The organism is Variovorax fucosicus (genome assembly GCF_030316825.1).
Lineage (GTDB): Bacteria > Pseudomonadota > Gammaproteobacteria > Burkholderiales > Burkholderiaceae_C > Variovorax > Variovorax fucosicus.
Genome location: NZ_JASZYU010000001.1, coordinates 2,025,454 through 2,039,275, shown reverse-complemented (window position 1 = coordinate 2,039,275; position 13,822 = coordinate 2,025,454). Strand labels below are relative to the sequence as shown.

Sequence of the window (13,822 nt, the reverse complement as noted above, 5' to 3'; positions counted from 1 at the left end):
TGCGAAGCCGCGCCCGGCGGCGGCATCCGCTGCACCGTCGCGCCGCAGTGGTCGCAGAAAGGCGCCTCACTTTCGACTTCGCGGGAACAGACGGGACACAGCATTTTCTTGAGAACCACTGGCTGCTTCGGCGCGGCCCGCTTCAGTTGAGCAAGCTCGGGTTGCGTTTTTCTTCCTCGAGCCGCTGCTGCGCGCGTACCGCATCGCATTGCGGGGTCGCCTTGAATTCGGCCTTGGCGCATTGGGATGCCATGCACTGCGCCAACGCAACGAAATTGCGGCCAGCGCAAGCGGTTTGAGGGTTGGCTGGCGGCGGCGGGGCTGCCGGTGGCGGCGCGGGCACCGCGGGCGCGGCCGTTTCCGCGGGCGCGGCCGGTGGCGCAGCAACCGGCACCTTGCGAGGCTTCGGTGCCGCTGCAACGACCGGTGGCCGCGCCGGTGCGACAGCGTCGACAGGCGCCGGCGTGGGCGCTGGCGTGGCTACAACGGGCGGGGGCGCGGGCGGCTCGGGCGCGGTTGCGGGCGCCACGGCGGCCGGCTCGGTCACCGGAGCCGGCGCAGGCGCCGCCGCCACGACCGTCGGCGGCGCTGCAGCGACAACGGGCGCGGGATTGCCATCGCGCAGCAGGTACCAGCCACCGGCGCCCACCAGGACGGCAAGTGCGACGATGCCGATCCGGAGCCCCTTGCCCGACGATTTCGGGGTGGCGGCCAACCCCTTGCTGACGTGCGGCGGCGGCTTCCGCGTGACCGCGGGTTGCACGGGCGCAGGCGGCGGTTTCGGCGGTTTCGGCGGCTGTACGCGCGCCGCAGCGCCGACGATCACCGTGGCCTCTTCCGCCGGCAGGGCGGCACGCGCAGGCATTTGCGGCGCAGGTGCCGGAACGCTGGGGTCGAACAATCCGGCCGGCAGCTCCGGCGTGCGCGCAAGCGGTGCTGGAGCCGTGACCGGCCACGCCGTGTCGGCCGGCGGCACAGGGGCGATCGACGGCGCCCGCGGGACGATCAGCTTGGCGCCGCAGCTCTTGCAAAACTTGGCTGCATCACGGTTTTCCGTGCTGCAGTCTGCGCATACCACAGACATCTATTGCTTCTCCGATCTGTTTGTAACGCTGCCGCCTGCCGGCGCCCGGTGGAGCGACGCGGACGCGTCCGTCTCAGGTGACGGCGACGCGTTTCGGGCGATTGACCATGCGTTTGGCGATCACTCCGCCGAGCGCCATGATGAGTTCGAGGCCCACGCTCGGCTGACGATTGGCCAGCTCGGCGAAGCGGATCGGCGTCATGCGCCAGACCCGCGCCGAACCGGTTGCAACCACGTTGGCGGAGCGCGGCAGACGCGAGAAAAAGGAGCCTTCGCCCACCACCGATCCGGGGTTGAGGATGGCCAGCTGCATTTGGCCCTTGTCGCCGATCAGGTGCACGCTCAGCGCGCCGCTTTCGATGAAGAACAGGGTGCGATCGTGTGAGCCCTGGTTGATCAACACCTCTCCTGCAGAGAGGTCGTTCGGGACCATGTAGGCGGCAAGCAACTCCCATTGCTGCGGGCTCAGCGCCGGCGCGAAGGCGTCATAACTGGTGTTTTGTGCAACGGCGCGGCACAGATCCTGGATCGTGGAAGACATATTTCAACCCTTGGTTGGCCGCTTGAAGTATGAAGGATCGGCCTAACCAGGGGGAACAAATGTCACATAAATGCACACTTCTGTTGCTACTTACCAATACAGAAGCGAGAAAAGATCACTCCCAACAGTTCGTCGGCACCGAACTCGCCCGTGATTTCGTTCAGCGCGTTCTGGGCCAGGCGAAGCTCTTCGGCCAGCAGGTCGAGCGCCGGCAGCCGCGCCGCCAGTTGCCCGGCCGCCTGGTCCACGTGGTCGGCCACCTGGCGGAGGGCCTGCACATGGCGCGCACGCGCCAGGTACACACCTTCGGGCACCGCCTGCCAGCCTGCGATGTCGAGCAGCCGGCTGCGCAGCGCCTCGATCCCGAAGCCGGTCTTGGCGGACAGCACCAGGCCGTCCCGCTGCGCCGCGGCCGATACCGCGTCGTGCTTGTTCCAGACATCGAGCACCGGCACCCCGTTCGGCAGCTTGCGCTGGAGCGAGGCAAGGATGTCGCCGTCGCCTGACGCGTAGGCTGCGTCGTCCGCACGCGTGAGGTCGTGCAGGAACAGCACGGCGTCGGCCGATTCGATCTGGTTCCAGGCCCGGGCGATGCCGATCTGCTCGACCTCGTCGTGGCTCTCACGCAGGCCGGCGGTGTCGGCCACATGCACCGGCACGCCGTGGATCTGGATGGTTTGCGCCACGACGTCGCGCGTGGTGCCGGGCACCGCACTCACGATCGCGAGTTCGGCCCCGGCGAGCGCGTTGAGCAGCGAGCTCTTGCCCGCGTTGGGCTGGCCGGCGATCACGACCTTGATGCCTTCGCGCAGCAGCGCACCCTGCTGCGCGCGCCGGCGCACCGCGGCCAGTTGCGCCTGCAGCGCGGCGAGCTGCCCCGCGGCGTCGGCCTTCTGCAGGAAATCGATGTCTTCCTCGGGGAAGTCGAGCGTGGCCTCGACCAGCATGCGCAGATGCACCAGGGCGTCGCGCAGCACATGGATCTCGCGCGAGAACGCACCCGAAAGCGAGCGGCCGGCGCTGCGCGCTGCGGCTTCGGTGCTGGCATCGATCAGGTCGGCGATCGCCTCGGCCTGCGCCAGATCGATCTTTCCGTTGAGGAAGGCACGCTGGCTGAACTCGCCCGGCTGCGCGACGCGCAGGCCCGGCACGCGGGCACGGCCGGTTGCGCCATCGACCTCGGCCGCGGCTTCGAGACAGCGAGCCAGCAGCAGCTGCAGCACCACCGCGCCGCCATGCGCCTGAAGCTCGAGCACGTCTTCGCCGGTGAACGAATGCGGCGCAGGAAAGTGGATGGCCAGCCCGTGGTCGACCGGCTCGCCCGTGGCATCGCGGAAGGGGAGGTAGGTGGCCTCGCGCGGCCTGAGCGGCTTGGCGCAGACCGCGGCGATCAGCGGCGCCAGCCGGGCACCCGACACGCGCACGATGCCCACCGCGCCACGACCGGCGGCAGTGGCAACGGCGACGATCGGGTCGGTGGTGTTCGAGAGCATGGTGCGCATTCTTTCAGAGCCGAAGCCGCCAAAGAAAAAGGGCCGCGAATGCGGCCCTTGGGTGGCGGGGCGGTGGGCGGTCAGCCCGGCAACATCACTTGCCCAGCACGCCGAGCCGCTTGTTGATGAACCACTGCTGCGCAATCGACAGCGTGTTGTTGGTGATCCAGTACAGCACCAGGCCGGCCGGGAAGAAGATGAACATCACGCTGAACGCGAGCGGCATGATCCACATCAGCTTGGCCTGCATCGGATCGGGCGGCGTCGGGTTGAGCCAGGTCTGGAACAGCGAGGTGGCGGTCATCACCACCGGCAGGATGAACCAGGGATCCGGTGCCGAGAGGTCGTGGATCCAGCCGATCCACGGTGCGTGGCGCATTTCGACCGACGACAGCAGCACCCAGTAGAGCGCGATGAACACCGGGATCTGGATCACGATCGGGAAGCAGCCGCCCATCGGATTGACCTTTTCCTCGCGGTAGATGCGCATCATCTCCTGTTGCATCTCCTGCGGCTTGTCTTTCAGCCGCTCGCGCATCTCCATCACCTTCGGGTTGATGGCCTTCATCTTGGCCATGCTGGCGTAGGCCTTGGCATTGAGCCAGTAGAAGGCCGCCTTCAGCAGCACAACCAGCGCGACGATGGCCCAGCCCCAGTTGCCCAGGATGCCGTGCAACTGGTTCAGCAGCCAGTAGAGCGGCTTCGAGATGATCGCGAAGATGCCGTAGTCCTTGACCAGTTCGAGGCCCGGGGCGAGGGCCTCGAGCTTCTTTTCTTCCTCGGGGCCGGCGAACAGGTCGCTGTCGATGGTCTGCGACGCGCCGGGCGCCAGCTTGTTCAACGGAAGCACCATGGCGACCGAATAGAGGTTGTTGCCGAGGTCGGCCACGCGGAATTCGCGTTTCAGGGTATCGCTGCCTGGTGCGTTGAGCAGCCACGCCGAGACGAAGTAGTGTTGGATCATCGCGATCCAGCCGTTGGTGGCCGGCGGCGGCACTTCGGCCTTCTTCTTCTGGATGTCCGCGAAGTCGATCTTGTGGAACTTCTTTTCGTCGGTGTACGCAGCCGGGCCGGCATACGTGTTGGTGCCGAACATCGTGCCGGCCGCCACCGTGCCGTGACGCACCAGTTGGAGGTAGAGCTGCGCATCGACCGGCTGGTCGCTCACGTTGACGACCTGGTGCCTGACGCGGATGGAGTAGTCGCCCCGCGTGAACAAATAGGTCTTGACGTATTTCAGGCCGCCGGCCGGCTGCGACTCGAACACGACTTCGAGCGAATTCTGGCCCTCGGCCAGCTCGCGCGGCCCGGGCTTCGCCGTCATGGCGGTCAGGTGGTTCGGGAAGCGCGCACCGGTGTCGACAGGATTCAGCAGACCGGTCTGCGCCACATAGCGCGTGGCGGGCGAGCCGTCTTCCATCAGCGCCACGTCCTTGACCTCGTTCAGCGGCACGGGCATGCCGACCAGCTTCTTGAACCACTCGACGAGGCCATGGTTGTTGGTCTCGTCGGCGTACTTGCGCAACTGCAGGTGCGAGAGCGTGCCACCCTGGCCGTCGATGACCGCCTTGAACACGTCGGTGGAGACGGTGACCTTTTCACCCGCGGGGGCGCCAGCCTGCGCCGGCACGGCGGCCGAACTTGTGCCGGCGGCGCTTGCGCTGGCGGCGGCGGGCAAGGCAGCGGCGCCGGACGCCGCAGGCGCCACCGGCTGGTTCGCCGGCTTCGCCTGTTGCGCGGATGGCAGGAAGGTCGGCTTGTTGCCGTTGTGGACCTGCCATTGATCCCACAGCAGCACCAGCGAGAAACCAAAGATCACCCAGAGGATGGTTCGGCGAATATCGTTCATGAAGAAGGCTTCTTGTCGGAGATAAGAGAAGTGAACAGCGCGCCGGAGGCGGGCGGCACCGGATCGTGCCCGCCTTCGCACCAGGGCTGGCAGCGTGCCAGCCGTTTCAGCGTGAGGTAGCTGCCGCGCGCGGCGCCGTGGGTTTCGAGCGCCCCGATCGCATACACCGAGCAGGTCGGCTCGAAGCGGCAGGAAGCACCGAGCCATGGGCTCAGCAGCAGCCGGTAGCCTTTGACCAAGCCGACCAGCAGCCGCTGTATCACGGCCGTGCTCCCGCCGCGCGCGCAAGCAACTGCTGGAGCTCGGCCCGCACGGCGGCCTTGAGCCGATCGGAGCTGGCGCTCACGAATTCCTTGCGATCGAAACCGGCGCGCAGGCGCACCACGTGCGCGGCGCGCGGCAGCACCACGTCGGCCGAGGCGCTCACGTTGTAGATCTGGCGTTTGATCGCGTTGCGCGTCACGGCGCGCTTGGCCCAGCGCTTGGGCACCATCGCGCCGATCCACACGTCGTCCACGGTGAACAGGGGTGCGGCAGGATGCGAAGGGCCGTCGAGCGCACAACGGTGCAGGGCGAAGTGAGCGGTGCGCGCCACGGTGGAACCCGCGAGGACGGCCTGAAATTGAGCGCGGGTCTGGAGCCGCTGCATGGAAGCCAGTGCGCCTGCCGGTAAAGCTGGCGGTGGCTCGATGGCTGACAACGGCGCCCGCGGGGGTGCCGTCAGACGGCCAGGCGCTTGCGGCCCTTGGCGCGGCGTGCGTTGATCACAGCGCGGCCGCCACGGGTCTTCATGCGGACGAGGAAGCCGTGGGTACGGGCGCGGCGAACTTTGGATGCTTGGTAGGTGCGTTTCATGATGCTTTTCCTGATGAGCCGCCCGAGGAACGATTGCTTCGGTGCGGTGCGCGGGTGCGGTGGAACCCCGAAACACACAAAGAGGTTTTCAGGGAAACCCGCGATTATCGCAAACATTTGGCCGAGCGACAATATTGGTGGTGTTTCATAACGGTTTGGTGACAGCGCCGGGCATGTGGATAAGGTTTTGACAAGTTAGAATGCCGGGCGCTTTGCACTAGAACTATCCACAAAGTAAAACAAGAGATGACAGCGGGTTTCACAACGCGCCAGCGCCCCCATGCCGGGTGACAGCATCGGCGACAGCCTGTGGCAGGCCTGTGTCGATCAACTGGCGCAGGAACTGTCCGAACAGCAGTTCAATACATGGATCAAGCCGCTGACCGCACAGGTCGCGGACGACCTGTCGCGCATGACCGTGTTCGTCGCGAACCGCTTCAAGCTCGACTGGATCCGGGCCCAGTATTCGGGGCGGATTGCCTCCATGGCCGAGAAGCTTTATGGCCAGCCGGTAGCCGTTGAGTTAGCGCTTGCTCCGCGCGAAGCGCCCTTGCGCTCTACGCCAATGGCCGTCATGTCCGAAACCGACGTGCCGCGCGACGTGCCCGGCCCGGGCGAGGATCCAGCCGCCGCTGCGTTCAAGAACCGGCTCAACTCCGGCCTGACTTTCGACACCCTGGTGGAAGGCACGGCCAACCGCATGGCGCGCGCCGCGGCCATGCACGTGGCCGGCATGCCGGGCCATCTGTACAACCCGTTGTTCATCTACGGCGGCGTCGGCCTGGGGAAGACCCACCTGATGCACGCGGTGGGCAACCGGCTGCTGGCCGACCGGCCCGATTCCAAAGTTCTCTACATCCACGCCGAGCAGTTCGTGTCGGATGTGGTCAAAGCCTACCAGCGCAAGACTTTCGACGAGTTCAAGGAGCGCTATCACTCGCTCGACTTGTTGCTGATCGACGATGTGCAGTTCTTCGCCAACAAGGATCGGACGCAGGAAGAGTTCTTCAACGCGTTCGAAGCCCTGCTCGCCAAAAAATCGCACATCGTGATGACCAGCGACACCTACCCGAAGGGCCTGGCCGACATCCACGAGCGGCTGGTGTCGCGCTTCGATTCGGGCCTGACGGTGGCGATCGAGCCGCCCGAACTCGAGATGCGCGTGGCCATCCTGATCAACAAGGCGCGCGTCGAATCGGTCGAGATGCCGGAAGAAGTCGCCTTCTTCGTGGCCAAGAACGTGCGCTCGAACGTGCGCGAGCTCGAAGGCGCGCTGCGCAAGATCCTCGCGTACTCGCGTTTCAACCAGAAAGAGATCTCGATCGCATTGGCGCGCGAAGCGCTGCGCGATCTGCTGTCGATCCAGAACCGCCAGATCTCTGTGGAAAACATCCAGAAGACGGTGGCCGACTACTACAAGATCAAGGTCGCCGACATGTACAGCAAGAAGCGCCCGGCCAGCATTGCACGGCCGCGCCAGATTGCGATGTACCTGGCCAAGGAACTCACGCAGAAGAGCCTGCCCGAAATCGGCGAGCTGTTCGGCGGGCGCGATCACACCACCGTGTTGCACGCGGTGCGCAAGATCTCGGGTGAACGGCAACAGTTGACCGAGCTGAACCAGCAGCTCCACGTGCTCGAACAAACGCTCAAGGGCTGAAGCGTTGGAACGCAACTCAAAGAAAGATAGGAAGAGGTAAGCAATGATCGTCCTGAAGGCAACACAAGACAAAGTTCTCGCCGCGCTGCAGTCGGTGTCCGGCATCGTCGAGCGCCGCCACACGCTGCCGATCCTGGCCAACGTGCTGATCCGCAAGACCGGCGGGCAGCTGCAGCTCACCACGAGCGACCTGGAAATCCAGATCCGCACGACGGCCGAGCTGGGCGGCGACGAAGGCAACTTCACGACGACCATCGGCGCGCGCAAGCTGATCGACATCCTGCGCACCATGCCGGCCGACCAGACCGTGAGCCTCGAGTCGAGCGCGAGCAAGCTGGTGCTCAAGGGCGGCAAGAGCCGCTTCACGCTGCAGTCGCTGCCGGCCGAAGACTTTCCGCTGGTGCAGGAGGCCGCAAGCTTCGGCCCGGTGTTCAGCGTGCCGCAAAAGACGCTGAAAGACCTGCTGAGCCAGGTTTCGTTTTCGATGGCGGTGCACGACATCCGCTACTACCTCAACGGCATCCTGTTCGTCGCCGAAGGCAAGCAGCTGTCGCTGGTGGCCACCGACGGCCATCGGCTGGCCTTTGCCTCGGCCACGCTCGACGTCGAAGTGCCGCGCCAGGAAGTGATCCTGCCGCGCAAGACCGTGCTCGAGATGCAGCGCCTGCTGTCCGACGCCGAAGGCGCGATCGAGATGCAGTTCGCCAACAACCAGGCCAAGTTCAGCTTCGGCGGCATGGAGTTCGTCACCAAGCTGGTCGAGGGCAAGTTCCCCGACTACAACCGCGTGATTCCCAAGAACCACAAGAACAGCGTCACGCTGGGCCGTGCGCCGCTGCTGGCCAGCCTGCAGCGCACCGCCATCCTGACCAGCGAGAAGTTCAAGGGCGTGCGCCTGAACATCGAGCCCGGCACCCTGCGCATTGCATCGAGCAACGCCGAGCAGGAAGAGGCGCAGGACGAGCTCGACATCGACTACGGCGGCGACGCCATCGAGATCGGCTTCAACGTCACTTACCTGATCGACGCGCTCGCCAACATGAGCCAGGACATGGTCAAGCTCGACCTGGCCGATTCGAACAGCTCCGCGCTGCTGACCATTCCTGACAACGCATCCTTCAAGTACGTCGTCATGCCGATGCGCATTTAGCTCGCCCCCAGGCTGCGGCGCACTTCGTGTCGCCTGCGCCAACCCCCTGCCGGGGGGCATGCACCGTTCCGCCGAGTTACCGAGAGAGATAGGAAGGATCCTGATGAGCGAAGAAAACAAGCCGGAAGTCCCGCACACCGAGCCGGTCTACACGCCGGAGATTCAGATCGTCGGCGAACCCGACACTTCGTACGGCGAAGGCTCCATCACGATCCTCGAAGGTCTGGAGGCGGTGCGCAAACGCCCGGGCATGTACATCGGCGACACCTCCGACGGCACCGGCCTGCACCACCTCGTGTTCGAAGTGGTCGACAACTCGATCGATGAAGCGCTGGCCGGCCATTGCGACGACATCGTCGTCACCATCCACACCGACAACTCGATCTCCGTCACCGACAACGGCCGCGGCATCCCGACCGGCGTGAAGATGGACGACAAGCACGAGCCCAAGCGCTCGGCCGCCGAGATCGCGCTGACCGAGCTGCACGCCGGCGGCAAGTTCAACCAGAACAGCTACAAGGTCTCGGGCGGCCTGCACGGCGTGGGCGTGAGCTGCGTCAACGCACTGAGCAAGACGCTGCGCCTGATCGTGCGGCGCGAGGGCAAGATCCACGAGCTGGAATTCAGCCGCGGCTTCGTGCAGAACCGCCTGCTCGAAACGGTGAACGGCTTTGAGGTGTCCCCGATGAAGATCATCGGCGAAACCGACAAGCGCGGCACCGAAGTCCACTTTCTGCCCGACACCACCATCTTCATCGAGAACGCGGATTTCCATTACGAGATCCTGAGCAAGCGCCTGCGCGAACTGAGCTTCCTGAACAACGGCGTGCGCATTCGCCTGAAAGACGAGCGCACCGGCAAGGAAGACGACTTTTCGGGCGCCGGCGGCGTGCGCGGCTTTGTGGAGTTCATCAACAAGGGCAAGACCGTCCTGCACCCGAACGTGTTCTACGCCGCGGGCGAGCGCCCGGCCGAAACCTATGGCGGCATCCCCGGCACGCACATCGGCGTCGAAGTGGCGATGCAGTGGAACAGCGGCTACAACGAGCAGGTGCTGTGCTTCACCAACAACATTCCGCAGCGTGACGGCGGCACCCACCTGACCGGCCTGCGCGCCGCGATGACGCGCGTCATCAACAAGTACATCGAAGTCAACGAGTTCGCCAAGAAGGCCAAGGTCGAAGTCACCGGCGACGACATGCGCGAAGGCCTTTGCTGCGTGCTGAGCGTGAAGGTGCCCGAGCCCAAGTTCTCGAGCCAGACCAAGGACAAGCTGGTCAGCAGCGAAGTGCGCGCGCCGGTGGAAGACATCGTGGGCAAGCTGCTGAGCGACTACCTCGAAGAACGCCCGAACGACGCCAAGATCATCTGCGGCAAGATCGTCGAGGCCGCGCGTGCCCGCGAAGCCGCCCGCAAGGCGCGCGAAATGACGCGCCGCAAGGGCGTGCTCGACGGCATGGGCCTGCCCGGCAAGCTGGCCGACTGCCAGGAGAAAGACCCGGCGTTGTGCGAGGTGTACCTGGTCGAGGGCGACTCCGCCGGCGGCTCCGCCAAGCAGGGCCGCGACCGTAAGTTCCAGGCCATCCTGCCGCTGCGCGGCAAGATCCTGAACGTCGAGAAGGCTCGCTACGAAAAGCTGCTGACCAGCAACGAAATCCTGACCATGATCACCGCCCTCGGCACCGGCATCGGCCGCGCCGGTGCGACCACGGCGGGCGGCGGCGCCGACGACTTCAACGTTGCCAAGCTGCGCTACCACCGCATCATCATCATGACCGACGCCGACGTGGACGGTGCGCACATCCGCACGCTGCTGCTCACGTTCTTCTACCGCCAGATGCCCGAGCTGGTGGAACGCGGCCACATCTACATTGCGCAGCCGCCACTCTACAAGGTGAAGGTCGGCAAGGAAGAGCAGTACCTCAAGGACGGCCCCGCGCTCGATGCCTTCCTGCTCAAGGTAGCGCTGAAAGACGCGAGCATTGAAACCGGCGGCGACAAGTCGACCACCATCACCGGCGACACGCTGGCCGAACTGGCGCGCAAGCACCAGCTGGCCGAAGCCGTGATTGCGCGCCTGCGCAACTTCATGGACGCCGAAGCCCTGCGCGCCATCGCCGACGGCGTGGTGCTCGACCTGGACACCACGCCCGCAGCCGAGGCCTCGGCCGTGGCGCTGCAGACCAAGCTGCGAGAGCTCAACACCACCGGCGTGCCGGCCGAAGTGTCGAGCGAGTTCGACGTGCGCACTGACAAGCCGCTGCTGCGCATCAGCCGCCGACACCACGGCAACATCAAGAGCAGCGTGATCACGCAGGACTTTGTGCACGGCGCCGACTACGCCGCGCTGGCCGAAGCCGCCAACACCTTCCGCGGCCTGCTCAGCGAGTTTGCGGTGGTCAAGCGCGGCGAAGGCGAGCGCGCCAAGGAAGAAAAAGTGGCCGACTTCCGCATTGCCATGAAGTGGCTGATCGGCGAAGCCGAACGCACCACCTCACGCCAGCGCTACAAGGGCCTGGGCGAAATGAACCCCGAACAGCTGTGGGAAACCACGATGGATCCCAACGTGCGGCGCCTGCTGCGCGTGCAGATCGACGACGCGATCGAAGCCGACCGCGTGTTCACGATGCTGATGGGCGACGAGGTGGAACCGCGGCGCGAGTTCATTGAGCAGAATGCGCTGCGGGCGGCGAATATCGACGTTTGAGCGTACGCACGAGAGCTGCTGCGAACGCCACCCTCGGGTGGCGTCTTGCTTTCAGGCGTCGACGAGGCGGCTGCATTGACAGCGGCGAGTGGACTACACACAGCGCAACCGAAACTGCCGATCCGGCGATTCCTTCCGGTCTCGGGTCAGTTCGTCTTGTGTCCACGCGATCTGCGGCTGTAGCGCCATCGCATCGATCCACCCGATGTGTGCAACCAGCGCCGCGCACTAGCCCCGCGCGTCATTCGCTTTTTTTGCACCACGCGACGACCAGCCACGGCGGCCAGTGCCGCTCGCCCTTGCTCCAGCAGATCGCGCAGGTCAGAGGTCATGGAGTCGTGAGTGTCTCCCATCCCGCAAAGCTCGAGCTAAATCGGCTCGCCGCTATCAAATGGAGAGCGACCCCGGGAGCCAAGCGCTCGATCGCGCCTGACAGTGACAAAGCTGGCACGAAAAAATAAACCCGGCAGTCGTCTCTGCACCGTCATCGCCACGTCACAACCTTCTCCCCACAATCCTTGGCTAACCCTGTGAACAACTTGCGAACTGCTGTGTAGGGCGCGCGCAAGTCATTGTTTTTCAAGGGAAAACTACAGTCTGCTTAATCCGCAAGCAGCCCCTGGGCGCGTGCACCCCCTCCCTTTAGCGGCTCGTTCGCGCCGTGTCAAAGCACAACTCTGGGGACAGTTCCGGCACAAGGCAGTGGTTGTCCACAGACCGGATGGGCGGGGCAATGTTGTCCCTTTTGGCGCGACACCAGAAAAGCGCTGCTGCGCACAGTGGTTGAGAGGACGCAAGTCCTTGTGGCGCCACGGAAAAATGGCACTGTCCACAGATTGGCGCTGCCCTTACTACTACTACTAATTTAAATAAGAAGAATAAGAAGAGATAGCAAGGGACAAGCCGCGCCCGGTGGGCCGGGTACAGCCCGGGCGGCGGGGCAGGGTCGCACCGAATAGCCGAAGAGTGCGCAATGGGGCAAATTGCGACCGCGCCCGAGTCTTGCTTGGGGTGCCTCAAAGGACTTTTCACCGATGACCCTTCGCACCATGTCAGCCCGCTCCCGATTCGCTACCGTGCTTTGTTGTTGCACAGCCTTGTCGGGCAGCTTCGCAACCGGCGCGCAGGCGGCGGCCAACCCGCCGATCCGGATGGCGCAGGGCATCGAGTACATGTGCGGTGGTGCGAACCGCGACGAAGCCGACTTTCTGAAAATGGTGTCGCCGCGCTGGTCGACCACGCTCGAATTTGCAGTCAATCGGGGCCAGCGTGGTGCGTTTCCGGTGCCGGTGCAGGTCAAGGTGCGCGACCGCTACAACGGCCATGCGGTGATGCAGGCCGAGGTCGATGGCCCGTTGATGCTGGCGCGGCTGGAGCCGGGCGCCTACGAGGTCGAGGCCTCGGTGGGTGGTGTTTCGGTGGTGCAGCAGGTCACGGTGATCGGCGGCTATGCAGCGAGCGCGCTGTTCCTGTTTCCGTCGAACGTCGACTTTGCCGCACTGGCGCATCCGCCGCGCACGCTGGCGCAGGGCCAGTAAGCGCCGCTCGTCGCGCGCCGAGTTCAGGTTGGCCTAAGCAGGCCGTCGCAGAGTGAAGTCGTGAATTTGCTTCACTCAGACGAAAGGATTTCGACCATGAACAACTCCTGGCAAACAACGATGCGGCCGCTCGCGGCCGCGGTGCTTTGCGGCGCAGCCCTGCTGGGCGCACTCTCGGCGCAGGCGGCCAATCCGCCCATTCATTTCACCAACGGCATCGAGTACATGAGCGGCGGCATCGGCAGTGACGAGGCCCAGTTCATGGAAACCGTGTCGCCGCGCTGGGCAGCCACGCTCGAATTTGCCGTGAAGGATCGGGCTGACAAGCAAGGCGCCGATTTCGCCGCCAACGTGAGGGTGCAGGTGCGCGACATCTCGTCCGGCAATGCGCTGCTGAGCGCCACCTCCGAAGGCCCGTTCATGCTGGCCCGCCTCGAGCCCGGGCGCTATGAGGTCGAAGCCACCCTCAACGGCCAGACGCTCAAGCAGGAACTGACAGTGCGGGCCGGCATGCCGAGCAAGGCCACCTTCGTCTGGCCGAGCAGTGCTCTGCATTCCTGATGAGCAGTAGCAGCGCAAACGATCAGGTCGTCGTCGTGGCGCGGGGGCTTTCGGCGCATATCCTGCCCACGTCGGCCACGATGATCGGCGTGTGCATGACGGTGCTGTCGATCGGGCACCTGCGCCAGGGCGGACATTCGCGTGTCGTCGTCGACAAGCTGCTGGCGGCCGATGCGCTGGTGTTTCTGGCCAGTGCGGTGCTGTCGTTCATGTCGATCCGCTCGCGCCACGGGGCCGCACAGCACGAGCGGCGCGCCGAAATGGTGTTCCTGGTCGGGCTGGCCGTGCTGGCCATTGGTGCGGTGGCGCTGGCTTTTGTGATCGCGTGACCTTGAATGCAGGGCATGCGCCTTGCATCTGCATCCCCCCGGGCTGTGCCCGTTG

At 65.1% G+C, this 13,822-nt stretch carries 13 protein-coding genes; 6 read left to right on the top strand and 7 right to left on the bottom strand.

What is annotated here, in order from left to right; all coding sequences use genetic code 11:
• Window positions 1-142: 142 nt before the first annotated feature.
• The 7 genes from QTI05_RS09715 to rpmH all read right to left on the bottom strand — a co-directional run bounded on the left by QTI05_RS09715 (window position 143) and on the right by rpmH (window position 5,822).
• Window positions 143-1,084: a zinc ribbon domain-containing protein gene (locus QTI05_RS09715; protein WP_286624152.1), complete on the bottom strand. Its 942-nt coding sequence runs from the start codon at window positions 1,082-1,084 to the stop codon at window positions 143-145.
• A gap of 73 nt (window positions 1,085-1,157) precedes the next feature.
• Window positions 1,158-1,625, bottom strand: a complete 468-nt coding sequence (locus tag QTI05_RS09710; RefSeq protein WP_286540445.1) for a Crp/Fnr family transcriptional regulator — start codon at window positions 1,623-1,625, stop codon at window positions 1,158-1,160.
• Window positions 1,626-1,711: 86 nt separating this feature from the next.
• Complete coding sequence (mnmE, locus tag QTI05_RS09705; RefSeq protein WP_286624150.1) at window positions 1,712-3,118, bottom strand: tRNA uridine-5-carboxymethylaminomethyl(34) synthesis GTPase MnmE; 1,407 nt, start codon at window positions 3,116-3,118, stop codon at window positions 1,712-1,714.
• A 94-nt stretch (window positions 3,119-3,212) separates the two neighbouring features.
• Entirely contained in the window at window positions 3,213-4,967 is a 1,755-nt protein-coding gene (yidC, locus tag QTI05_RS09700) for a membrane protein insertase YidC (RefSeq protein ID WP_286624148.1), read from the bottom strand.
• Window positions 4,964-5,230, bottom strand: coding sequence for a membrane protein insertion efficiency factor YidD (gene yidD, locus QTI05_RS09695; RefSeq protein ID WP_286540450.1), 267 nt, complete (start codon window positions 5,228-5,230; stop codon window positions 4,964-4,966). The genes yidC and yidD overlap by 4 nt, the downstream gene beginning before the upstream one ends.
• Window positions 5,227-5,616 carry a ribonuclease P protein component gene (locus QTI05_RS09690; RefSeq protein WP_286540452.1) on the bottom strand — a complete coding sequence of 130 codons (390 nt, stop codon included), beginning with the start codon at window positions 5,614-5,616 and terminating at the stop codon, window positions 5,227-5,229. Before QTI05_RS09690 ends, yidD begins: the two co-directional genes overlap by 4 nt.
• Window positions 5,617-5,687: 71 nt before the next feature.
• Window positions 5,688-5,822: a 50S ribosomal protein L34 gene (gene rpmH, locus QTI05_RS09685; protein WP_007834827.1), complete on the bottom strand. Its 135-nt coding sequence runs from the start codon at window positions 5,820-5,822 to the stop codon at window positions 5,688-5,690.
• Window positions 5,823-6,102: 280 nt separating this feature from the next.
• On the opposite strand from rpmH, the gene dnaA reads away from it, so the two are divergent.
• The 6 genes from dnaA (at window position 6,103) to QTI05_RS09655 (ending at window position 13,767) form a co-directional block, all read left to right on the top strand.
• The gene (gene dnaA / locus QTI05_RS09680; protein WP_286540454.1) at window positions 6,103-7,482 is read left to right on the top strand and encodes a chromosomal replication initiator protein DnaA; all 1,380 of its coding nucleotides are present in this window, start codon (window positions 6,103-6,105) and stop codon (window positions 7,480-7,482) included.
• Window positions 7,483-7,525: 43 nt separating this feature from the next.
• A complete protein-coding gene (dnaN, locus tag QTI05_RS09675; RefSeq protein WP_286540455.1) occupies window positions 7,526-8,632 on the top strand; it encodes a DNA polymerase III subunit beta in 1,107 nt (368 codons plus the stop codon).
• Window positions 8,633-8,735: 103 nt separating this feature from the next.
• Window positions 8,736-11,339, top strand: a complete 2,604-nt coding sequence (gene gyrB / locus QTI05_RS09670) for a DNA topoisomerase (ATP-hydrolyzing) subunit B (RefSeq protein ID WP_506555340.1) — start codon at window positions 8,736-8,738, stop codon at window positions 11,337-11,339.
• Between the two features lie 1,049 nt (window positions 11,340-12,388).
• Window positions 12,389-12,877, top strand: coding sequence for a hypothetical protein (locus QTI05_RS09665; protein ID WP_286657803.1), 489 nt, complete (start codon window positions 12,389-12,391; stop codon window positions 12,875-12,877).
• 96 nt (window positions 12,878-12,973) lie between these two features.
• On the top strand, window positions 12,974-13,438 hold the full coding sequence (locus QTI05_RS09660) for a carboxypeptidase-like regulatory domain-containing protein (RefSeq protein ID WP_286624144.1): 465 nt from the start codon (window positions 12,974-12,976) through the stop codon (window positions 13,436-13,438).
• Window positions 13,438-13,767 (top strand): hypothetical protein, encoded by a 330-nt coding sequence (locus QTI05_RS09655; protein WP_286540470.1) that lies wholly within the window; start codon window positions 13,438-13,440, stop codon window positions 13,765-13,767. Before QTI05_RS09660 ends, QTI05_RS09655 begins: the two co-directional genes overlap by 1 nt.
• Window positions 13,768-13,822: the final 55 nt, after the last annotated feature.